At 62.5% G+C, this 22,591-nt stretch carries 17 protein-coding genes; 8 read left to right on the forward strand and 9 right to left on the reverse strand.

The window, feature by feature from the left end:
* The first annotated feature begins 120 nt into the window (after positions 1 to 120).
* Together rlmKL and BUQ73_RS06500 are read left to right on the forward strand one after the other, a co-directional pair.
* Positions 121 to 2,313, forward strand: a complete 2,193-nt coding sequence (gene rlmKL, locus BUQ73_RS06495) for a bifunctional 23S rRNA (guanine(2069)-N(7))-methyltransferase RlmK/23S rRNA (guanine(2445)-N(2))-methyltransferase RlmL (RefSeq protein WP_079227120.1) — start codon at positions 121 to 123, stop codon at positions 2,311 to 2,313.
* Between the two features lie 94 nt (positions 2,314 to 2,407).
* Positions 2,408 to 4,801, forward strand: coding sequence for a diguanylate cyclase (locus BUQ73_RS06500; protein ID WP_079227121.1), 2,394 nt, complete (start codon positions 2,408 to 2,410; stop codon positions 4,799 to 4,801).
* Between the two features lie 135 nt (positions 4,802 to 4,936).
* Here the strand turns inward: BUQ73_RS06500 and dacB are convergent, their stop codons facing one another.
* Positions 4,937 to 6,400 carry a D-alanyl-D-alanine carboxypeptidase/D-alanyl-D-alanine-endopeptidase gene (dacB, locus tag BUQ73_RS06505; RefSeq protein WP_079227122.1) on the reverse strand — a complete coding sequence of 488 codons (1,464 nt, stop codon included), beginning with the start codon at positions 6,398 to 6,400 and terminating at the stop codon, positions 4,937 to 4,939.
* 187 nt (positions 6,401 to 6,587) lie between these two features.
* Here dacB and BUQ73_RS06510 point away from each other — a divergent pair, with 187 nt between their 5' ends.
* Positions 6,588 to 6,932: a YggL family protein gene (locus BUQ73_RS06510; RefSeq protein ID WP_027919421.1), complete on the forward strand. Its 345-nt coding sequence runs from the start codon at positions 6,588 to 6,590 to the stop codon at positions 6,930 to 6,932.
* 38 nt (positions 6,933 to 6,970) lie between these two features.
* On the opposite strand, the gene BUQ73_RS06515 is transcribed toward BUQ73_RS06510, so the two are convergent.
* The 6 genes from BUQ73_RS06515 to BUQ73_RS06540 form a co-directional block, all read right to left on the reverse strand.
* On the reverse strand, positions 6,971 to 10,570 hold the full coding sequence (locus tag BUQ73_RS06515; protein ID WP_079227123.1) for an ATP-binding protein: 3,600 nt from the start codon (positions 10,568 to 10,570) through the stop codon (positions 6,971 to 6,973).
* Positions 10,571 to 10,577: 7 nt separating this feature from the next.
* Positions 10,578 to 11,198, reverse strand: a complete 621-nt coding sequence (locus tag BUQ73_RS06520; RefSeq protein ID WP_079227124.1) for a response regulator transcription factor — start codon at positions 11,196 to 11,198, stop codon at positions 10,578 to 10,580.
* A gap of 281 nt (positions 11,199 to 11,479) precedes the next feature.
* A complete protein-coding gene (locus tag BUQ73_RS06525; protein ID WP_079227125.1) occupies positions 11,480 to 12,811 on the reverse strand; it encodes a deoxyguanosinetriphosphate triphosphohydrolase in 1,332 nt (443 codons plus the stop codon).
* Between the two features lie 105 nt (positions 12,812 to 12,916).
* The gene (locus BUQ73_RS06530) at positions 12,917 to 13,246 is read right to left on the reverse strand and encodes a hypothetical protein (protein WP_079227126.1); all 330 of its coding nucleotides are present in this window, start codon (positions 13,244 to 13,246) and stop codon (positions 12,917 to 12,919) included.
* The gene (locus BUQ73_RS06535) at positions 13,243 to 13,617 is read right to left on the reverse strand and encodes a phage holin family protein (RefSeq protein ID WP_079227127.1); all 375 of its coding nucleotides are present in this window, start codon (positions 13,615 to 13,617) and stop codon (positions 13,243 to 13,245) included. The genes BUQ73_RS06530 and BUQ73_RS06535 overlap by 4 nt, the downstream gene beginning before the upstream one ends.
* A 9-nt stretch (positions 13,618 to 13,626) precedes the next feature.
* The gene (locus BUQ73_RS06540; protein WP_060508089.1) at positions 13,627 to 13,941 is read right to left on the reverse strand and encodes a DUF883 family protein; all 315 of its coding nucleotides are present in this window, start codon (positions 13,939 to 13,941) and stop codon (positions 13,627 to 13,629) included.
* Between the two features lie 329 nt (positions 13,942 to 14,270).
* Here BUQ73_RS06540 and BUQ73_RS06545 point away from each other — a divergent pair, with 329 nt between their 5' ends.
* From BUQ73_RS06545 to BUQ73_RS06565, 5 genes are all read left to right on the forward strand, one after another.
* On the forward strand, positions 14,271 to 15,479 hold the full coding sequence (locus tag BUQ73_RS06545; RefSeq protein ID WP_079227128.1) for an ammonium transporter: 1,209 nt from the start codon (positions 14,271 to 14,273) through the stop codon (positions 15,477 to 15,479).
* A 74-nt stretch (positions 15,480 to 15,553) separates the two neighbouring features.
* Positions 15,554 to 15,793, forward strand: a complete 240-nt coding sequence (locus BUQ73_RS06550; RefSeq protein ID WP_079227129.1) for a glutaredoxin family protein — start codon at positions 15,554 to 15,556, stop codon at positions 15,791 to 15,793.
* A 108-nt stretch (positions 15,794 to 15,901) separates the two neighbouring features.
* Complete coding sequence (locus BUQ73_RS06555) at positions 15,902 to 16,333, forward strand: D-Ala-D-Ala carboxypeptidase family metallohydrolase (protein WP_079227130.1); 432 nt, start codon at positions 15,902 to 15,904, stop codon at positions 16,331 to 16,333.
* Between the two features lie 71 nt (positions 16,334 to 16,404).
* On the forward strand, positions 16,405 to 16,713 hold the full coding sequence (locus BUQ73_RS06560) for a hypothetical protein (RefSeq protein WP_027919431.1): 309 nt from the start codon (positions 16,405 to 16,407) through the stop codon (positions 16,711 to 16,713).
* A 50-nt stretch (positions 16,714 to 16,763) separates the two neighbouring features.
* A complete protein-coding gene (locus BUQ73_RS06565; protein ID WP_079230495.1) occupies positions 16,764 to 17,648 on the forward strand; it encodes a pseudouridine synthase in 885 nt (294 codons plus the stop codon).
* A 172-nt stretch (positions 17,649 to 17,820) separates the two neighbouring features.
* Here the strand turns inward: BUQ73_RS06565 and BUQ73_RS06570 are convergent, their stop codons facing one another.
* Both BUQ73_RS06570 and acnA read right to left on the reverse strand, forming a co-directional pair.
* Positions 17,821 to 19,386: a methyl-accepting chemotaxis protein gene (locus BUQ73_RS06570; RefSeq protein WP_079227131.1), complete on the reverse strand. Its 1,566-nt coding sequence runs from the start codon at positions 19,384 to 19,386 to the stop codon at positions 17,821 to 17,823.
* Positions 19,387 to 19,694: 308 nt separating this feature from the next.
* Positions 19,695 to 22,436 carry an aconitate hydratase AcnA gene (gene acnA / locus BUQ73_RS06575; protein WP_079227132.1) on the reverse strand — a complete coding sequence of 914 codons (2,742 nt, stop codon included), beginning with the start codon at positions 22,434 to 22,436 and terminating at the stop codon, positions 19,695 to 19,697.
* Between the last annotated feature and the right edge of the window lie 155 nt (positions 22,437 to 22,591).

The raw sequence follows: 22,591 nt of genomic DNA on the forward strand, positions 1-22,591 counted from the left end.
CGGCTGCGATGACGCAGTGGGGAAGGCCACCCGGACGCTTGCTGGAAGGGCGTTCGGGCAAACATCGGCAAGGCGATGCGTCGCCTTGTCACTTACATAGCCCATGGCGCTGGAATACTCATGTCGGACCGTTTCGAACTCTATCTCACCTGCCCCAAAGGCCTGGAAGGCCTGCTTGCCGAAGAGGCACGAGGCCTCGGCCTGGATGATGTGCGTGAGCACACCTCGGCCATTCGCGGCGCCGCCGACATGGAAACCGCCTACCGCCTGTGCCTGTGGTCGCGCCTGGCCAACCGCGTGTTGCTGGTGCTCAAGCGCTTCTCGATGAAGAACGCCGATGACCTTTACGATGGCGTACACGCCGTGGACTGGGCGGACCACCTGGCTGCTGACGGCACCCTGGCCGTGGAGTTCAGCGGCCATGGTTCGGGCATCGACAACACCCATTTCGGTGCGCTCAAGGTCAAGGACGCGATCGTCGACAAGCTGCGCAACCGTGAAGGCCTGCGCCCGTCGGTGGAAAAGGTCGACCCGGATGTGCGCGTGCACCTGCGCCTGGACCGCGGCGAAGCGATCCTGTCCCTCGACCTGTCCGGCCACAGCCTGCACCAGCGGGGCTATCGCCTGCAGCAAGGCGCCGCGCCGCTGAAGGAAAACCTGGCGGCAGCGGTACTGATCCGCGCCGGCTGGCCGCGCATTGCCGCCGAAGGTGGCGCCCTGGCCGACCCGATGTGCGGTGTAGGTACCTTCCTGGTGGAGGCGGCGATGATCGCCGCCGACATCGCGCCCAACCTCAAGCGTGAGCGCTGGGGCTTCAGTGCCTGGCTCGGCCACGTACCGGCCACCTGGCGCAAGGTCCACGAAGAAGGGCAGGCCCGCGCGCAAGCCGGCCTGGCCAAGCCACCACTGTGGATTCGCGGTTATGAAGCCGACCCGCGGCTGATCCAGCCAGGGCGCAACAACGTCGAGCGCGCGGGCCTGGGCGACTGGGTGAAGATCTACCAGGGCGAAGTCAGCACCTTCGAGCCGCGCCCGGACCAGAACCAGAAAGGCCTGGTCATCAGCAACCCGCCGTACGGTGAGCGCCTGGGTGACGAAGCCAGCCTGTTGTACCTCTACCAGAACTTTGGCGAGCGCCTGCGCCAGGCCTGCATGGGCTGGGAAGCGGCGATGTTCACTGGCGCGCCGGAGCTGGGCAAGCGCATGGGCATCCGCAGCCACAAGCAATATGCTTTCTGGAACGGCGCACTGCCGTGCAAGCTGTTGCTGTTCAAGGTGCAGCCCGACCAGTTCGTGACCGGCGAGCGCCGCGAGGCCCAGGCCGACAATGGCGAGGTCCGCCGCCCTGCGGCGGTTGCCAGCGAGCCGGCACGCCTGTCGGAAGGCGCGCAGATGTTCGCCAACCGCCTGCAAAAGAACCTCAAGCAGCTTGGCAAGTGGGCCCGCCGTGAGCAGGTCGACTGCTACCGCCTGTATGATGCCGACATGCCTGAGTATGCCCTGGCGGTAGACCTCTACCAGGACTGGGTGCATGTGCAGGAATACGCCGCTCCCCGTTCGATCGACCCGGACAAGGCCCAGGCGCGCCTGCTCGATGCCCTGGCGGCGATCCCCCAGGCATTGAACATCGACCCGCAGCGTGTGGTGCTCAAGCGCCGCGAGCGCCAGAGCGGCACCCGCCAGTACGAGCGCCAGGCGACCGAAGGGCGTTTCCAGGAGGTCAATGAGGGTGGCGTGAAGCTGCTGGTCAACCTCACCGACTACCTCGACACCGGGCTGTTCCTCGACCACCGCCCGATGCGCATGCGCATCCAGCGCGAGGCCAACGGCAAGCGCTTCCTCAACCTGTTCTGCTACACCGCCACGGCCACCGTGCACGCGGCCAAGGGCGGTGCGCGCAGCACCACCAGTGTCGATCTGTCGAAAACCTACCTGGACTGGGCGCGGCGCAACCTGTCGCTGAACGGTTTCTCCGAGCGTAATCGCCTGGAGCAGGGCGATGTCATGGCCTGGCTGGAAGGCAACCGCGACAGCTACGACCTGATCTTCATCGACCCGCCGACTTTCTCCAACTCCAAACGCATGGAAGGGGTGTTCGACGTTCAGCGTGACCATGTGCAGCTGCTCGACCTGGCCATGGCCCGCCTGGCACCGGGTGGCGTGCTGTATTTCTCGAACAACTTCCGCAAGTTCCAGCTCGATGAGCATGTGAGCACGCGTTATGCGGTCGAAGAAATCAGCGCCCAGACCCTGGACCCGGACTTCGCCCGCAACAACCGCATCCATCGCGCCTGGCGCCTGCAGTTGCGTTAATTCGACGAGGCGCATTGCGTGCCTAATGGCCAATAGCTATAACTCAGCACAGGGCCAGAGAATTCGCAGGACGCTGACGTGATGAGATCGATCTATGTCGAAGTGGGGCGTGCGTGCGAAGGTGCTGGGCCTGTGCAGCGAGGCGATGGCTGCCTGGGCGGTGGCGCTGGTGGCGTTGGTGGCCGGCGTGCTGCTTTCGGCTGCCTTGGCGCTGGCCGCGCAGGCGTTCTACAAGCAGCAGTTGCGCCAGCGTTTCGAACTGCTGGCCAGCGAACGCCATAGCCGCATCGCCGAGCGTTTCGACGACCAGGAGCAACGCCTGGATGGCTTGCGGCGCTTCTTTACCTACTCCAACGAAATCACCCCGAACGAATTCGATGGCTATGCGCGGCCCTTGCTGCAGCGGACCCAGGCCTATTCCTGGGCGCCGCGGGTCGAGTCCGGGCAGCGACGCGAGTTCGAGCGCCAGGCCAGTGCGTGGTTGGGGCAGGATTACCTGATTCGCGAGCTGGATGGCGCAGGAAACTGGCACCCTTCGCCACGGCGTGACCACTACTACCCGGTGCTCTACACCCAGGCCAACACTTTGCAGGGGCAACCCTACGGGCTCGACCTGCGTAGCCAGCCAGCCCGTGAGCAGGCCTTGGCGCGGGCACTGCATCCAGGCAGCATGGCGGTTTCCGAGCCGCTGGACATGCTCAACGTTGCTCCCGGCTTTGGCCGTGGGTTGCTGATGGTGGCACCGGTGTTCTCCGATGCACGGCCGGCTGACCCGCCAGCGGGTTTTGTCATGGCCTTGCTGAACATGCGCCAGTTGATCACCGAAGGCCTGCCTGTCGCTGCGGATGACAACCTGGTGGTGCGCATCATCGACCCGAGCGGGCGTGATGGCCATGAAGTGCTGTTCGATTCGCAGAACCCGGTGGCGGCACTGGCCTTGGGCAGCACGCAGTTGCTGCACCTTGCCGACCACCATTTTCAGCTCGACATTCGTCCGAGCCAGGCATTTCTGCAAGCCAACCAGTCTGCCGCTGCCTTGGCCGTGGGGCTGCTCGGCGGCTTGCTGAGCCTGTTGCTGAGTGCATTGCTCTACAGCCTGTTCAGCCAGCGCCAGCGTGCCTTGACCCTGGTCGAGCAGCGCACGGTGGCGCTGCGGGTCAGCGAGCAGTCGTTGCGCGATACTCACAATCAGTTGCGCAGCGTACTGAATGCCGCAACCCAGGTGGCCATCATCGCGACCAGCCTCAAAGGCGAAGTCAGCACCTTCAACGCCGGTGCCGAACGCATGTTGGGCTATTCGGCCAGTGAAGCCATTGGGCACCTGCAGCTGGAAGATCTGGTGATGCCTGAAGAGCTCAGCCAGCGCGCCCATGCCTTGAGCCTGCGCTATGGGCGGCACATCGCCGGTGGCCAGGCGATGTTCGCCGAGACCATCCAGGACAGTGGTGGCGAGCCGGGCGAGTGGACCTTGGTGCGCAAGGATGGCAGCCATTTGCTGGCCAACATGCTGGTGACTGCCGTACTCGATGAGCAGGGGCTATGGGTCGGCTACCTGGCGATCTGCATCGATGTCACCGAGCGGCGCCGTGTGCATGAGGCCTTGGCCCTGCGTGATCGCTTGCTGGAGAAACTCAGTGCGGAAGTGCCCGGCGGCATCTATCAATACCAGCTGGGTGCCGATGGTCACTCATGCTTCCCGTATGCCAGCCAGGGGCTGTTCGATATCTACGAGGTCGACCTGCAGATGTTGCGCGAGGATGCCACAGTGGTATTCGAGCGCATTCATCCTGATGACCTGGAGCGCGTGCGCCGTTCGGTGCGTTATTCCGCCGAACACCTTTCGCCGTGGCGTGAAGAATACCGGGTGTGCCTGCCGCGTGCCGGGTTGCGCTGGGTGCGCGGCGAAGCGACGCCGGAGCCTGGCGAAGACGGTTGTACGCTGTGGCATGGCTACCTCACCGATATCTCCGACCTCAAAGGGGTCGAGGAAGAGTTGCGTGCATTGTCGGTGACCGATGCGCTGACCGGCATTCATAACCGTCGCTATTTCCAGGAGCGGCTCAAGGTCGAACTGGACCGCGCCCAGCGTGATGGGCTGGACCTGGCGGTGATCATGCTCGACATCGACCATTTCAAACGGATCAACGATCAGTATGGCCATGCCGTAGGTGATCATGTGTTGCGCAGCCTGTGCCAACGGATCGGTCAGCGTTTGCGCCGCACCGATGTGTTCTGTCGGTTGGGTGGGGAAGAGTTCATGGTGCTGTGCCCGGGCAGCAATGCCGAGCAGGCACGGATGTTGGCCATTGAGCTGTGGCATGGGGTGCGCAGCGTGCCGGTAGAAGGAGTGGGCAAGGTGACCGCAAGCTTTGGTGTGGCCGGATGGCGGCTGGGGGAGGGGGCGGATGCCTTGCTGCTGCGCGCGGATGCCGGGGTGTATGCGGCCAAGCAGGCTGGCCGAGACAGGGTCGAGGCAGAGTTGACCTGACCTTTCTTCTTGGTCTGTGCCGGCCCTTTCGCGGGTAAACCCGCTCCCACAGGTCAACCACTGCCCTTGAGAGTGGTGCTATCCCTGTGGGAGCGGGTTTTACCCGCGAAGAGGCCAGTACAGGCTACAGCCGTATCAAGGCGCCGCAGCGGTCGCGCTGTTGTTCAGTTTCGGCTGGCGATACAGGTCGAGCAGCACCTGGTCGAGTACTTGCGAGGCTCCCCACGGCTTCGGATCGTTGAGGATCGCCGCCACCGCCCAGGTATTGCCGTTGCTGTCGCGGCTGAAACCGGCGATCGCCCGCACGGTGTTCAGGGTGCCGGTCTTGATGTGCCCTTCACCGGTCATGGCGGTGCGCTTGAGGCGTTTACGCATGGTGCCGTCCATGCCCACCAGCGGCATCGAGCTGATGAACTCGGCCGAGTAGGGGCTGTTCCACGCGGCCTGCAGCAGTGCCGCCATCTCGCGGGTGCTGACCCGCTCGGCGCGCGACAGGCCGGAGCCGTTCTCCATCACCAGGTGCGGCGCGGTGATGCCTTTCTTCGCCAGCCACTGGCGCACCACGCGCTGCGCGGCACGGGCATCGTCGCCATCGGCGTCGGTGCGGAACTGTGCGCCCAGGCTCAGGAACAGCTGCTGGGCCATGGTGTTGTTACTGTATTTGTTGATGTCGCGAATCACTTCCACCAGGTCGGGCGAGAAGGCCCGGGCCAGCAGGCGTGCGCTCTTCGGCACGTTCTCAAAGCGGTCGCGGCCCTGGATGCTGCCACCCAACTCGTTCCAGATCGCCCGCACGGCGCCTGCGGCGTAGGTCGGGTGGTCGAGCAGCGACAGGTAGGTCTGCGAGTTGCAGCCATCGCCCAGCTGGCCGGTGACGGTCACGCTGATGCCGTCGGCCTGCGGCACGGGGTTATAGCGCACGTCGCCGCTGCACTGCTTGGAGGCTACAGCCTTGACCTGGTTATCGATATGGATGCTGGCGATCGGTGGTTCGACGGCAACGGTTACCTTGCCGCCGTCGTTGCGGGCAACGAAGCGCAGGGCCTTGAGGTTGATCATCAGCGAGTCGGGCTTGACCAGGAATGGCTTGTTGACGTCACCGCCGTCATCGTCGAACTGTGGCAGGTTGGGTTGCACGAAGTGGCTGCGGTCCAGCACCAGGTCACCGGTTACGGTGCGTACGCCATTGGCGCGCAGGTCACGCATCAGCAGCCAGAGCTTTTCCATGTTCAGCTTGGGGTCGCCGCCGCCCTTGAGGTACAGGTTGCCATTGAGCACGCCGTTGCTCAGGGTGCCATCGGTGTAGAACTCGGTTTTCCATTGGAATGTCGGGCCGAGCAGTTCGAGGGCGGCGTAGGTGGTGACCAGCTTCATGGTCGAAGCCGGGTTGACCGACACATCGGCGTTGAACACGGTGGCCGGGCCCGGGCCGTTCAGCGGCAGCATGACCAGCGACAGTGCGCTGTCCTGCAGCTTGTTGGCCTTGAGCGCCTGTTGGACCTTCGGCGGCAGGGTGGTATTGACGGCAGCAGCCTGGCTGGGCAATGCGAGTGGCAACAGCAGGCCGGCGAGAACGAGGGGGCGGAGCTTTTTGATCATATGGATTAAGTACCCTGCGGACGAGGGAAAATGACAATGGGGCTGTAAGAGATGATCACCCCAGGATGAAATATAGAGCGCATTATGCCCCAAGCGCAGCGTTCATGCGCCACGTTCGACGGAAAAGCGCCTTTGTAGCGTGGAAACTGTTAAAGTGCCGCGCGTTATTACTCAAGAGGATTGTTTCATGGCTACCAACCGTTCCCGTCGTCTGCGCAAGAAGCTGTGCGTTGATGAATTCCAGGAGCTGGGTTTCGAACTGAACCTGGGTTTCAAGGAAGACCTGTCCGACGAAGCCATTGATGCCTTCCTCGACGCCTTCCTGGCTGAAGCCATGGATGCCAACGGCCTGGACTACGTCGGCGGCGATGATTTCGGCCTGGTCTGCCTGGCCAACCGCGGCTCGGTCAGCGAAGAGCAGCGTGCTACCGTCGAAGCCTGGCTCAAAGGCCGCAGCGAACTGACCACCATTGAAGTCAGCCCGCTGCTGGACGCCTGGTATCCGGAAAAGCCGATCAACCCGGCTTCCTGATGCGTGCGTGAGCGGCGCCCCGCGCGGGCGTCACTCCGTCAAGCCCTGGCCAGCTCCCTGGCCAGCGCTTTCTCCGTTCGGCGCATATGCCGTGCCAGTACCTGCCGCTGCAGTTTGATGCATGCCGCAGGCGAATGTTGCTCCTCCAGGGCCGCGCAGGCCTTCATCATGCCTTTTGCTTCCAGCAGCCGTGCCGCGCTGAGGATCTTGTGCGCCTGCTCGCGGATCTCGGCTGCCTGATGGACGGGATCGAAGCCCATGAGTAGCGTCAGGTCTTCTTGCAGGCTTGCATGCACTGCGGTGAGAAAACGGCAACGGCTTTCGGGATTGTTGCCGACGATGCCGGCCAGGCCCGCAAGGTTGAACGGCGGGGCAACGACTTGCCGTAGATGGGGCGTGATCCTGGTCAGGCATTGGCTGAGGGTACGCAGGCTGATGGGCTTGAGCAGGCAATCGTCCATGCCGGCACTGAGGCACTTCTGCCTGACTTCGGGTTGAGCGTTCGCGGTGTAACCCAGAATGACGCAACGCGGGCGCCCGCTCTTGCGCTCTTCGCAACGAACGGCGGTGGCAACCTGGTAGCCGTTCATGTGCGGCATGTTGCAATCGAGCACCAGTACGTCGAACGGCGTGCGGTGCCATTTGTCCAGGCCCTCGCGACCATCGCTGGCGCTGGCATGGCTGAGCCCCAGGTAGCCCAGTTGCTGTGCCATCAGCATCAGGTTGGCAGGGTGATCGTCGATGACCAGCACCTTCAGGTCTTGAGCAGGTACTTCGATCTCTTCCACCTCCAATGCGGGTGGCAGCGGGGTATCGACACGCTCCAGCGGCATCAGCAGGCGAACCTGCGTGCCAAAGCCCGGAAGGCTCTTGATGCTCAGGCTGCCACCCATCATCTCGCACAGGCTTCGGCAGATGGCCAGGCCCAGCCCTGTGCCTGCACGGGCACCCTGGCTATGTGGATTTGCCTGGACGAACGGGTTGAACAGCCGCTGCAAATCATCGTCGTGAATGCCGATGCCACTGTCACGCACTTCGAACTCCAGCGTCGGCGGCACGCCAGGGCCTTCGTCGCGCAAGCCGAGCGTGACCTGGATTTGCCCTTGCTCTGTGAACTTGATGGCGTTGCTGACGAGGTTGGACAGGATCTGCTTGAAGCGCAGTGGGTCGAGCAAAGCATGGACACGGGCGCTGGGGTTGATGCTGATTTGCAGGGCCAGGCCCTTCTGGCGTGCTTGGCCATCGAAAACGCGGCCAACCGACTCGACCAGTGCCGAGGGGTCGACTGCTTCCGGGCTGAGAGACAGGTGGCCAGACTCGATACGCACGATATCCAGGATATCGCCGATCAGGCCAAGCAGATCCTTGGCCGAATGGTGGGCGACTTCCAGCGAGGTGGGGTCTACTTGCCCCTGCAGGGCGCGCCTCAGGGCCAGTTCGAGCATGCCTATGACCGCATTCATCGGCGTGCGGATCTCATGGCTGATGGTGGCAAGGAAGGTGCTTTTGGCGCGGTTGGCGTCATCGGCCAGGCGCTTGGCCTCGCGCAGTTCCTGAACCAGCTTGCGGCGATCGCTGATATCGATCCAGCCGCCAATGATCCCTTGCACTTCACCCAGCGAGTCACGATACGGCAGGATCCAGTGGTAGATGGTGATTTCCCTGTCCTTGAAGCGCAAAGGTCGGTCGATGATCAGTGGTACGCCGGCGGCCATTACCTGCTGGTAGTCGGCCTGAATCTGACGTGTGTTCTCGGTGCCGGTGAACGGGCTCTCGTCCAGGCGCCTGGCAATCACGTCTTCCAGGCGGGCCTGGACGGCTTCCAGGTAGCTGGCGTTGCAGCTCTGCAGGCGGCCCTCCCGGTCGCGCACGTACATCGGGTGCGGGGTGCCGTTGAGCAGCGCGCCCATGAACTCCAGCTGATCGTTCAGTGCGCGTTCGGCGCGTTGGCGATGCTTGATCTGCCCGCGCAGCCGGGCGTTCCAGATCAGTGCCAGCAACAGCAACAGGCCGGTGCCCAGCAGCACTTGCAGGATCAGGCGCCGCCAGGCTGGCCAGCTGACATCCTCATGGACATCGTAGCCGCGCCAACGATTGTTTATGACACCCAGCTCTTCCGGCGAAATGCTCAGCAGGGCTTTGTCGAGGATTGTGGCAAGTGGCATGTCCTGTTCGCTGGTGGCCATGGCGAAGATGGCCGGCTCGCTGCCCACCGTATTGCGAATGATCAGGTCGCTATTGGCGGCCAGGGCGTGGTTGGCGTCGATCAAGGGGGTGATCACCGCGTCGACGGCGCCACTGTTGAGCAGCGCCACGGAATAATAGGAACTCTCCGTCTCGATCCAGCCAACCTGTGGGAAGCGGGTTGCCAGCAGGTCATCCAGGTTGCTGTAGCGGGAGATGGCAATGCGACGCCCGTTCAGTTGCTCCAGCGAACCGTACTTTTCATCACGTGCGCGGGTGACCAGTACATGCGGGCTTTCAAGGTAGGGCCGGCTCAGGTGCAGGCGTTTGTCGGTGATACCGTCGCTGGCCAGCGCAGCAATCATGTTCACGCGCCCGCTTTCCAGTCGGGCAAGCATGTCGGCGATGCCATTGGCCCGCTGCACCTCGAAGCGCAGGCCGGTACGCAGGCGTATCAGGTCCAGCAGGTCGGCAGTTATACCGCGAAAATGGCCACTGCCATCGAAATAGGACAGTGGCGCTGCCGTTTCGTCGATGGCGACCCGCATCACCGGGTGGTTGAGCAGCCATTTTTCCTCCCCGGCCGTCAGCTGGAGTTTGCGATCGCTCAGCAGCAGGTCACCGCCAGCACTCCAGCGTTTGAAAATGCTGGTCCGCAAGGCGCTGGACTGGCGGTCTAGCGTTGCATTGACCAACGTCTTGAGCTGCACGTCCTGAGCGCGCATGGCAAAACTGAAGCCGACGTTTTCGTGCTGGCCGAAACTGGCCATGCGCAGGCGTGGCAAGTGCCCGCGGGTAAGCTGGTAGTGTGTGGAAATAGTGTCGCCGATGAACACGTCCGTCTGGCCAAATGCCACAGCATTGAGTGCTTGCGTAGAAGAGCCGAATGCCAGCAATTCGGCCTTGGGGTAGGCTGCGCGGACCTTTTCCTGGGGCAGGTAGTGGTACAGCATGCCCAGGCGCATGCCGGCAAGGCCTGCATTGAGTGGCTGCCCTTCATCTTCCCGTGTGACCAGCACGGGTTGGTCGACGGCATAGGGGTGAGAAAGCGCCAGTCCCTCGGTTGCCGCTTCGTAACCGTTGGCACTGCCGAGCAGGTCAATGTCCCCCCGTTTGAGCGCCTCGACCGCCGCTTTCCTGTGGGGGTAGCGCATGACCTGGACCGGCAGGTTCAATGCCTTGCCAATCAGATTGGCGTATTCGGCGGTGAGCCCTTGGTAGACCTGGCCGCCGCCAGTGATGTCAAAGGGCGGGTAGTCGGGCGCTGAGGTGCCCAGAATCAGGGCGTGCCGCCCCTGCAGCCATTGCCGCTGTTGTTCCGTCAACCGCGGGCTCAGCGGTTGGGTCGAAGAGCGGGCTAGCAGCGTATAGGGCACGACTTCATGGGATGAGGCCTGCGCCAGGTCGCAGGCCAGCGCCAGGATGAACCCCAGGCAGGCGAACATTTGCACCATCAGAACCTCAGACCAGCGCGTTGCGTTTAGCCATTTCGATCAGCTCGACCAAGGAATCGGCCTGCAGTTTCTGCATGAGTCGCTTCTTGTAGGTACTGACAGTCTTGTTGCTCAGGAACATGCCCTTGGCTATTTCCTGATTGCTGCGACCTTGGGCAAAAAGTTGCAGGACCATCAGTTCTCGATCGTTAACGAGTCGGAAAAGTCGCAAATCGGAGTCCGCTGTTTCGTGGTTGTTGTGAATGGCCTGGCTGGGGAAATAGTTGTATCCGGCGATTACGGCCTTGATCGCACTGAGCAGTTCATTCAGATCTTCCTGTTTGCACACATAACCCGCTGCACCTGAGTGCATGCAGCGAACGGCGAACAGCGCCGGAGACTGCGCGGTGAGGATCAGCACCTTCAGCGGCAGGGCCATGGCCTGGAAGCGCGAAAGTACCTCCAGGCCGTCAAGCCTGGGGATGCTGATGTCCAGGATCACCAGTTCGGGTTGGGTTTCACGAATCATCTGCATGGCATCCACGCCGTTGTCCGATTCGCCTACAACCTTGTAATTCTGGTTTTCAAGCAGCATGCGGACAGCAAGGCGGATGACAGGATGGTCATCGACAATAAATACAGTATTCATGTTCAAGTTCCCTGCGGCGGATGACGGAGGCAGGTGGCACCTTACCCCAGTTGCAAGTCATCGGGGATGCGTGGCATGGAGATTCGCTATATATGGGAAACGGCTTACAGCCGAATACATATTGAGCTACGAAGTGTAAGAATTTACTTCGTTATCAAAGGTGTTTTTGCAACTTTTCAGTTGTCTGTTTAGTTGGTGTTTAATCTGGTGGCGGCGCTTGTAGGAGATTTCTGAAAGCAATGAGCGTCGCTCGGTAGTGCACCGGGCGACGCCGCCTTTTTTCACGTCGGGCTTGAACGCCCGGTCATTTCCCGAGCCATCTCGCTGGCGTAGCTGTCGGTCATGCCGGCGATGAAATCGATCATGCGCAGGAAAGCCTTGTGCAGAGAGTCGTGCGGGTTGGGAGCGTTGTTACCGATCAGGTCGAGCACGCGGCGACTCTTGAACGAGGGGGTACGGCCGCCGTGCTGTTCCAGGGCGGCACCGCAGAACGTATTGAGGAGAATTTCCAGCGTGGTGTAGGCGCCGATCTCATGCAGCGTCTTGCGTTTGTCCTGGAAAATCTTGTTGCGCGCCATGTCCTTGGCTTGCAGTACGCAGCGCTTGGCCGGGCCGTGCATGTGCTCGACCAGGTCGCCGCTCAGGCGCCCGCCCAGCAGTGCCTGCTGCTGCTCGACGAAGGCTTGGGCAGCGGCATTGGTCAGGTGTTCGATTGCCTTGCCACGCAGAATGGCCAGCTTGCGTCTGCGAGAGTCGTCAGGGCCAAGCTGGCGGTAGGTTTCCGGCAAGTCGTCACCCACCAGGTCGAGCAACAGCGCCTCGACTTCGGCGTAGTGCAGCAACTCCATCTCCAGGCCGTCTTCCAGGTCGATCAGGGCGTAGCAGATGTCATCTGCCGCTTCCATCAGGTACACCAGCGGGTGGCGGGCCCAGCGCTGTTCTTCGAGTTGCGGCAGGCCGAGCTTGCGGGCGATCTGCTCAAGCAGCGGCAGTTCGCTCTGGTAGCAGCCGAACTTGTGCTTCTTGTAGCCCAGGGCGTCTGCATGCCGGGAAGTCCAGGGATATTTGAGGTAGGTACCCAGGGTGGCGTAGGTGAGCCGGGTGCCGCCATCGAACTGGTGATATTCGAGTTGAGTGAGTACGCGAAAGCCTTGGGCGTTGCCTTCGAAGTTGAGGAAGTCGGCGCGCTCGTCGTCGCTCATGTCGTCCAGCCAGCCGCGCCCGGCGGCCTGCTGGAACCAATGGCGAATGGCATCTTCACCGGAGTGGCCAAACGGCGGGTTGCCAATGTCGTGAGCCAGGCAGGCCGACTGCACGATCATGCCCAGATCGCTGGGTTCGCACCAGTCGGGCAGGCTGCCGCGCAGTGTTTCGCCGACACGCATGCCCAGTGAGCGGCCAACGCAGCTGACTTCCAGGGAATGGGTCAGGCGCGTGTGGATATGGTCGTTGCTGGAAACGGGATGGACCTGAGTCTTGCGCCCGAGGCGGCGAAAGGCCCCTGAGAAGATGATCCGGTCATGGTCTTTGTGGAAAGGGCTGCGGCCCAGTTCTTCAGCGCTGTAGAGGGCTTTGCCGAGGCGTTCGCGGGTGAGCAGGGTGTGCCAGTCCAAGGCGCGGTCTCCTGTCGATCGAAGGGTATAGCTTCCGGTGTCGTGAGCAGGCGTGCAAGGGGCAGAGCGAGACCGGCCCTGTGGGATCAGAGCCGGCCAGGGCACTCAAGGGCGCCGGTTGCCTTGCAGGAAGAGGCGTACCAGCGGCAGCAGGCTGGTTCCCAGCCGAACCAGGCGGCTCAGGTTACCGCTGCGCACCCCTTTGCCGGTGAGAAAGCCCAGCGCCACGACGGCGCCGATTCCCCACAACGGCGCGTGCTTGATGCCCAAGCCGTCATGCAGCGAGCTGCCCATGCCGCGCAGGCGCTGCAAGGGTTGCAGCATTTGCCCGGACTCATGGCGGATCTGCTGGCGGTGCATTTCCATGCGCAGGCGCAGCAGCGCCTTGCGCAATTCCCGTGGGTTACGGGTGTTCGGTAGTTCAGGCAGGCTCATGGCAACAGGCGCTCCCGGTCCTTGGCCAGTTCTTCGAGGGTCGCACCAAACGGTGAAGACTCATCGAACACTGCAGCCTTCAGGCGCAGGCCGCAATACAACGCCGCCAGGCCATAGAAAACGCACAAGCCGATGATGCCCGCCAGCCTATAGCTGTCCCACAGCAACACCAGCAGCAAGCCGGACAAGGCCGTGAGCAGCAGCAGCGCGAATACCAGTGCCAGGCCGGCAAACAGCAACAGGCTCAGAGTGCGTGCTTTCTGTTCCTGCAGTTCGATACCGAACAGCTCGATGTGGCTGTGCAGTAGCCCCAGCAGCGCCGCGCCCAGGCGTCTGCCCGAGGCGCTGGTGCCTATGCTGTCATTCTCCATGGGGGCTCCTCAGCGCCGATTGGCCAGCAGGCCGATCAACAAGCCGACGCCTGCGGCGATACCAATGGCCTGCCAGGGGTTTTCCTGGACGTACTGCTCGGCGCTGCCAAGAGCTGCCTGGCCGCGCTCGCGCACCGAGTCCTGGGTCAGCTGCAGGGTTTCGCGGGCCTGGGTCAGGCGGTCGTGAATCTGCTCGCGCAGTTCGTCGGCCTGGTCGCCAGCCAGGTTGGCGGTATCGGCCAGCAATTTTTCGGTATCGCGGACCAAGGCCTGGAAGTCAGCCATCAATATCTCTTGTGCAGTCTTTGCCGATTTGCTGGCCATGGGGCTCTCCCTGTGTAGGTGTGCAGGTGTGCAGGTGTGTAGGTCATTCGAGTAACCGCGTGCGTGGAAGGTTCACTAGCGGCGCTGGTATGGGCCTTGCTAATGAAATTTGCCACAACGCGGGGCGTCACCCGGAGCGGTGCGTCGAACCAGGGCGTCGACCCTGGCGGATACCGATAAACCTTAACCCAATCCACGACAAACCCAAGAAAAAACCACGCAGGCTACGCCCGCTTCGGCAAAACAGGGCTAAAGCTGGCACCGATTCGGTGCAGGGATGCAGGTTCTTGAACTGTCCTGGTGCTTTTTATTGCAGGTCTGCCACTTCAATGGAAAACATGCACAGCGCAATGGACTCCCTGGTCCACGGCTCCAACACCCTGTTCATCCTCATGGGCGCCATTCTGGTGCTTGCCATGCACGCCGGCTTCGCCTTTCTCGAAGTGGGCACCGTGCGCCACAAGAATCAGGTCAACGCGCTGTCGAAGATTCTCAGCGATTTCGCCATCTCGGCGCTGGTGTACTTCTTCATCGGCTACTGGATCGCCTATGGCGTGAACTTCCTGCAACCTGCGGCGCAACTGGCTGCCGACCATGGCTATGCGCTGGTCAAATGCTTCTTCCTGCTGACTTTCGCGGCGGCGATTCCCGCGATCATTTCGGGGGGGATTGCCGAGCGTGCGCGGTTCGCGCCGCAGCTGTGCGCCACGGCGCTGATCGTGGCGTTCATCTATCCATTCTTCGAGGGCGTGGTGTGGAATGGCAATTTTGGCCTGCAGGCCTGGCTGCAGGCCCGCTTCGGTGCGCCGTTCCATGATTTTGCAGGCTCCGTGGTGGTGCATGCCATGGGCGGCTGGCTGGCGCTGGCGGCAGTGCTGCTGCTGGGTCCACGGCGCGGGCGTTATCGCGACGGCCGCCTGGTGGCATTCGCGCCGTCGAGCATTCCGTTCCTGGCGCTGGGCTCGTGGATCCTGATCATCGGCTGGTTCGGCTTCAACGTGATGAGCGCCCAGACACTGCAGGGGGTCAGCGGTCTGGTGGCGATCAATTCGCTGATGGCCATGGTCGGGGGCACCCTGGCGGCCTTGCTGGCCGGGCGCAACGACCCGGGCTTCCTGCACAACGGGCCGCTGGCCGGCTTGGTGGCGATCTGTGCCGGTTCTGACCTCATGCACCCCATTGGTGCGCTGGCCACCGGCCTGGTGGCGGGGGTCCTGTTCGTCTGGAGTTTCACTGCCGCGCAGAACCGCTGGAAGATCGACGATGTGCTCGGGGTCTGGCCTCTGCACGGTTTGTGCGGCCTGTGGGGAGGTATTGCCTGCGGCGTGTTTGGCCAGGCGGCCCTGGGGGGGATGGGCGGTGTAAGCCTGATCAGCCAGCTGCTGGGCAGCCTGGCGGGGGTGCTGGTCGCATTGGTCGGTGGATTTGCCGTTTACGGCCTGATTCGCCAGTTGCACGGCCTGCGTTTGAGCCATGAGCAGGAATTCCAGGGCGCAGACCTGTCGCTCCATCGTATCGGTGCCACCAGCCAGGATTGAGCGAGGTCAGGTGCACAGGGGGCAGGACGGACCTAGAATAGGCTTCTTCCCACAGCCAAATCGAGCCTTGTCCCATGCTGCCTGAATGCCAACTCTTCGGCACCGTTGGGTGCCATTTGTGCGAAGTGGCCGAAGCCGTGCTCATGCCCTTTGTCGAGCATGGCTTGCTGATCGAACTGGTCGACATTGCCGATGATGAGGCGCTGTTCGAGCGCTACGGGTTGATCATTCCTGTGCTGCGACGTGGTGATACTTCGGCCGAGCTGCATTGGCCATTCGATGCCGAACAGGTGGTGGCGTTTCTTGCCCAGTGACGGGTAGAGGGAAGCCTCACCCTCCTGCATGCCCCGGGCGGTGCAGGTGATGATGATGAGCCGGTGAAGCGTCATCGGTTCCATTGCATTGTCATCGAGAAGCCTGCCATGTACATCACGCCACACTTTACCCTGACAGAAATGATCTCTTCGCAAGCAGCCGCGAGAGAAGGGTTGGACAACACCCCTTCACTTGCGGTGATGAGTAATCTACGCCTGCTGTGCCAAGCGCTCGAGGAAGTGCGGGCGCTGTTTGCCAGTCCCATCATCATCAGCAGCGGATACCGTAGCTTGGCGCTGAATTCGCACATTGGCGGGGCGCGCAACAGCCAGCACACGAGCGGCCTGGCTGCGGATTTCACGGTTGTCGATATAGACAGCCGTGAAGTGGTTCGGCGGGTGAGCGAGAGTGCCGTGGCGTTCGACCAGTTGATTCTGGAGTTCGACAGCTGGATTCACCTTTCGGTATCGGTGGCCGCACCGCGCCGTGAGGTGCTGACCATTCGCAAGGGTACGGGCTATCTGCCTGGCTTGCAGTGACGTTGAGTTTGATTGACGGCGCCGTGCCCCTCTCCGTATGCTGTATATAAATACAGTATCGAGGTAAACCCATGCTCAACGTCGAGCAACTCAAGTACAGCGTCAACCGTATGCCGGTGGAGCGGGTGTACGACGCCGTATTGGAATTGCGCCTCGAGGGCCTGGTCACCGATGACCGCACGCCATTCGGCAAGGTGCATTTCAATACCTGTTTTGCAGAGATCGAGGCCTTGTTTCAGCGCGCCGGCTACCACCGGGGGCTGGATGTGGTGGGTTATCAGGGGCTGGTCTACGCACTTTATGACCCCGGGCGTTGGGAGGCCGTGCAGGTGCTGCGCTGGTTGAAGGCGCATAGCGAAGGGCGGGTCGAGGCTGGTTGAGGCGCGAGGCTTGAGCGATAATGTGCGGCTTTGAATGTTCGAGCCTTGCCATGACCACGCCTTTCGACCCTGCCCACCAGCAAGCCAGCACGGTCTGCCTGCCGCCTGGCAACTGGGCCACGGTGCTCGACTGCCTGTGCGACCATTTCAAGGCCATTGAGCGCGCGCAGTGGCTCGACCGCTTCGCCCGCGGCCGGGTGCTCGATGCCGAGGGCAGGGCGATTGCCGCTGACTTGCCGTACCGTCGCGGAATGCGCCTGCATTACTTTCGCGAGGTGCCCAACGAGCGGCCAATTCCGGTGCAGGAAACCATCCTGCATGTGGATGAGCATCTGGTGGTGGCCGACAAACCGCACTTTCTGCCGGTGACACCCACTGGAGACTACGTCGAGCAAACCTTGTTGCGCCGCCTGATCCGGCGCCTGGGCAACCCTCATCTGGTACCGTTGCACCGCATCGACCGGCACACGGCCGGTCTAGTGCTGTTTTCCGCCAATCCACAGACGCGCAGCGCGTATCAGCGGTTGTTCCCGGAGCGGCGTATCGACAAGCGCTATCAAGCCATCGCTGCCGCCATGCCGCAGCATGCATTCCCCTTGGTGCACAAAAGCCGCCTGGTGCATGGCGAACCGTTCTTTCGCATGCATGAAGTAGCAGGGGAGGCCAATAGCGAGACGCTTGCCGAAGTGCTGGAGAAGAATGGCGAGTTGTGGCGCTACGGACTGTCGCCAGTAACGGGGAAGACGCATCAGTTGCGTGTGCACATGGCGGCGTTGGGGGCGGGGATCTGCAACGACCCGTTCTACCCGCAATTGCTCCAGGAAGAGGACGACTATCAGCGGCCGTTGAAGCTGCTGGCGCAGAGCTTGCGCTTTGCCGATCCGTTGACCGGCGAGGAACGCTACTTCGAGAGCCAGCTGGCGCTGGACTGGTAAGGCACCTGCGCACAGCGCTGTGTAGGAGCGGCCTTACCGGGGCGCCGGACCAGTCGGAAAGGGCCGCAAAGCGGCCCCTCAATTGCAGCTGCAAGGCACAAATTGTAGGGGGCTGCTTTGCAGCCCTGTCGCGACGCAAGGCCGTTCCTACAATACCGCGTAGGCACGGGGCTTAGCGGTTGAACCGCTCCACCAGCGAATACTGGCTGCCGGCAGTGGTGGTCAACTCTTCGCTGAGCAGCGCCGAATGTTGAGCCTGCTCGGCCGTCTGGTCGGCCAGTTCGGCGATGGTGCTGATATTGCGGCTGATCTCGTCGGCCACCGCAGTCTGTTCTTCGGTAGCAGCGGCAATCTGGGTCGCCATGTCGGTGATGTTGGCCACTGCCTCGCTGATTCCGACCAGCGCCTGATCGGCTTGCATCACGCGGTCCACGCCTTCCTGGGCCTGCCGGTGGCCGGTTTCCATGGTCAGCACGGCATTGTTGGCCGTCTGTTGCAGTTTGGCGATCAGGCCGTGGATCTGCCCGGTCGATTCGGCGGTGCGTTGAGCCAGCTGGCGTACCTCGTCGGCGACCACGGCAAAACCACGGCCCATCTCACCGGCACGCGCTGCTTCGATGGCAGCGTTGAGCGCCAGCAGGTTGGTCTGGTCGGCGATGCCCTTGATCACATCGACCACACCACCGATTTCGTCACTGTCCTTGGCCAGCTGGGTCACTGTCTGGCCGGTTTCGCCCACGGCTGTGGACAGGCGCTCGATGGCATCGCGGGTCTCACCGGCGATCTGCCGGCCCTGGCTGGTCAGGCGGTTGGCTTCCTGGGTTGCATCAGCGGTGCGTTGCACGTGGTTGGCTACTTCCTGAGTGGTGGCAGCCATCTGGTTGACGGCGGCAGCGACTTGTTCGGTCTCCACGCGTTGCCGCTCCAGGCCAGAGGAACTCTTGTGCGCCAAGGCATCGGACTGGCGCGCCTGGTCGCTGAGGTGCTCGGCGCTGTCCTGCAGGCGAGTCAGGCAGGTCTTCATGCGCGCGTCCTGGCTGAGCATGGCCATCTCCAGGCGTGCCTGCACGCCACGGCTGTCGGTGTACATTTGCGCGATCAGCGGGTCGGAGGTGGTCTGTTCGGCCAGGCGCAGCAGGCGTTTCAGGCCACGTTGCTGCCAGCTCAGGCCGAGCAGGCCGAGCGGGACCGACAGGCCGGCGGCCAGCGCGAAGCCCCAGGAGTGGCCGAGCCAGTTGCCAATCAGGAAACCGACCTGGCTGACCAGGATGAACGGCAGCCAGTCCTGCAGCACCGGTAACCAGCGATCACGGCGTGGGATGGCGGTCTTGCCGCCGTTGATGCGCTGGTACAGGGCCTCGGCGCGGCGGATCTGCTCGGCGGTAGGCTTGACCCGCACCGACTCGAAACCGACGACCTGGTTGTTCTCGAAAATCGGTGTGACGTAGGCATTCACCCAGTAATGGTCGCCGGATTTGCAACGGTTCTTGACGATGCCCATCCACGGCAAGCCTTGCTTGAGGGTTTGCCACATGTGGGCGAACACAGCAGTCGGCACGTCGGGGTGGCGGACCAGGTTGTGGGGGGCGCCATTCAGCTCTTCGCGGGTGAAGCCGCTGATCTCGACGAATGCATCGTTGCAGTAGGTGATCACACCCTTGGCATTGGTGGTGGAGATCAACCGTTGTTGGGCAGGGAAAGTCCGTTCCCTCTGGGTAATCGGCTGGTTGTTACGCATGAGCTGAATCGTCCGCAAGGCTTTCGACAGATATCGGCAAGCCACTGGTTTTATTGAATGGATATTTAACTTACTTGATCTGGGGCAATTGGCCATCACTGCAGATGCAGTAATGGCAATCGAGCTTCAGTGCGTAGAAGGCTGCCTGTTTGCCCACGTTTATGACCGTTTGGTGACAGTTAGGGCCAATGATGACTGACCGGCCACTAAAGTGCTACTGGCAAATGGCAGACTTTTCTTGTGGTAATGCGCATCGAGCGCCGCAGGCGCGGCGCTCGATGCAAAAGGCGCAGAACGTACTGAGCCGGTCAGTTGCGAATCATCTGCCGCAGCACATAGTGCAGAATCCCGCCCGACTTGAAGTATTCCACTTCGTTGAGCGTATCGATCCGGCACAGCACCTCGATCTGCTGCTGTTGCCCATCCTCGCGGATGATGCGCAGGGTCAGGTTCATGCCCGGTTTGATCTGCGCGCCACCGAGCCCCAGCAGGTCGATCTGCTCCTTGCCGGTCAGCCCCAGTTGCTTGCGATCCTGCCCGGCCTTGAACTGCAGCGGCAGCACGCCCATGCCCACCAGATTGGAGCGGTGGATGCGTTCGAAACTTTCTGCCAGCACCGCCTTGACCCCCAGCAGGTTGGTGCCTTTGGCCGCCCAGTCGCGGCTGGAGCCGGTGCCATATTCCTGGCCGGCGACCACCACCAACGGCGTGCCTTCGGCCTGATAGCGCATGGCGGCGTCATAGATTGACAGCTTTTCGCCCGTGGGCACGTAAAGCGTATTACCGCCTTCCTCGCCGCCCAGCATCTCGTTGCGGATGCGGATATTGGCGAAGGTGCCGCGCATCATCACCTCGTGGTTGCCGCGCCGTGAACCGTAAGAGTTGAAATCCCGTGGTTCCACGCCCTTGCTGCGCAAGTAACGCCCGGCCGGGCTGTCGGCCTTAATGTTGCCGGCCGGCGAAATGTGGTCGGTGGTCACCGAGTCGCCAAGCAGGGCGAGGATGCGCGCCCCCTGAATATCCTTGATCTCGGGCAGCGGCCCGCCAATGTCATCGAAGAACGGTGGGTGCTGAATGTAGGTGGAATCGTCTTGCCAAACGTAGGTTGCCGCCTGCGGTACCTCGATGGCCTGCCATTGCGCATCGCCGGCGAAGACCTCGGCGTATTCCTTGTGGAACATGGCCGTGTCGACTTTGGCGACGGCTTCGGCAATCTCCTGCTGGGTGGGCCAGATGTCGCGCAGGTACACCGGTTGGCCGTCCTTGCCAGTGCCCAGTGCATCTTTGGTCAGGTCCACGCGCACGCTGCCGGCCAGAGCGTAGGCCACCACCAGCGGTGGCGAGGCCAGCCAGTTGGTCTTGACCAGCGGGTGCACCCGGCCTTCGAAGTTGCGGTTGCCCGAAAGCACCGAAGCGACGGTGAGGTCGGCGTTGCTGATGGCTTTTTCAACGGCTTCATCCAGCGGGCCGGAGTTGCCGATGCAGGTGGTGCAGCCGTAGCCGACGAGGTCGAAGCCGAGCTGGTCGAGGTAGGGGGTAAGCCCGGCGGCATTGTAGTAGTCGGTAACCACCTTGGAGCCGGGTGCCAGCGAGCTCTTGACCCACGGCTTGCGCTGCAGGCCTTTTTCCAGGGCCTTCTTCGCCACCAGGCCGGCCGCCATCATCACGCTGGGGTTGGACGTGTTGGTGCAGGAGGTGATTGCGGCGATCACCACGGCGCCATGGCGCAAGGTATGTGTCTGGCCGCCGTGGCTGTAGTCGATCTCGCCAGCTTGGTCGGCATTGCCCACCGCCACGCCGCCACCGCCTTCGCTTTCCAGACGGCCGACTTCCTTGGCCAGCACCTTGGGCTGCTGTTCGATGAAGTGGTTGAACGCCTGGCTGACCTGGCCCAGCGCAACTCTGTCCTGGGGCCGCTTGGGCCCGGCCAGGCTGGCTTCGACCTCGGCCATGTCCAGCGCGAGGGTGTCGCTGAACAATGGTTCCTGACCCGGTAGGCGCCACAGCCCTTGGGCCTTGCAGTACTGTTCGACCAATTGCACCGCTTCACTTGGGCGGCCGGACAGGCGCAGGTACTCGAGGGTGACCTCGTCGACCGGGAAGAAGCCACAGGTGGCGCCATACTCCGGTGCCATGTTGGCGATGGTTGCACGGTCGGCCAACGGCAGGTCGGCCAGGCCATCGCCGTAGAATTCGACGAATTTGCCCACGACGCCTTTCTTGCGCAGCATTTGCGTGACGGTCAGCACCAGGTCGGTGGCGGTGATGCCTTCGCGCAGCTTGCCGGTGAGCTTGAAGCCGATCACTTCCGGGATCAGCATCGACACCGGCTGGCCGAGCATGGCCGCTTCTGCCTCGATGCCACCCACGCCCCAACCGAGCACGCCGAGGCCGTTGATCATGGTGGTGTGCGAGTCGGTGCCAACCAGAGTGTCGGGGAAGGCGTAGGTGCGGCCGTCGGCTTCGCGGGTCCATACCGTGCGCCCGAGGTACTCCAGGTTGACCTGGTGGCAGATGCCAGTGCCCGGCGGCACCACGCGGAAGTTGTCGAATGCGCTCTGGCCCCAGCGCAAGAACGCGTAACGCTCGCCATTGCGCTGCATCTCGATGTCGACGTTCTGGGTGAAGGCCTGCGGCGTGGCGTAACGGTCGACCATCACTGAGTGGTCGATCACCAGGTCCACCGGCGACAGTGGGTTGATTCGCTGCGGGTCGCCGCCGGCCTTGGCCATGGCAGCGCGCATTGCCGCCAGGTCGACCACTGCTGGCACGCCGGTGAAATCCTGCATCAATACGCGCGCCGGGCGGTACTGAATCTCACGGTCGGAGCGGCGCTCCTGCAGCCAGCTGGCGAGGGCACGCAGGTCATCGGTACCGACGGTCTCACCGTCTTCCCAGCGCAGCAGGTTTTCCAGCAGTACCTTGAGCGACATGGGCAGGCGCTGCAGGTCGCCAAGCTGCTGGCCGGCTTCGGCAAGGCTGTAATAATGATAGGTGCGGTCAGCCACCTGGAGGGTCTTGAGGGTGTTCAGGCTATCGAGCGAGGGCATTGCCAACTCCTTGTGCGGCGGGGCCCGGCATTGCTGGTTGAGGCCGGTGCCACCGCGCTGTTTCGGTCCGCACGGCACGGACCTGGCTGAATGGTCAGGTTAGCTCCGTTTGGTGCCCCTGACTCTTTTCTGGACCGGCGGGGCATGTCGCAGGT

It is taken from the genome of Pseudomonas putida, assembly GCF_002025705.1.
GTDB classification, from domain to species: Bacteria; Pseudomonadota; Gammaproteobacteria; order Pseudomonadales; family Pseudomonadaceae; genus Aquipseudomonas; species Aquipseudomonas putida_J.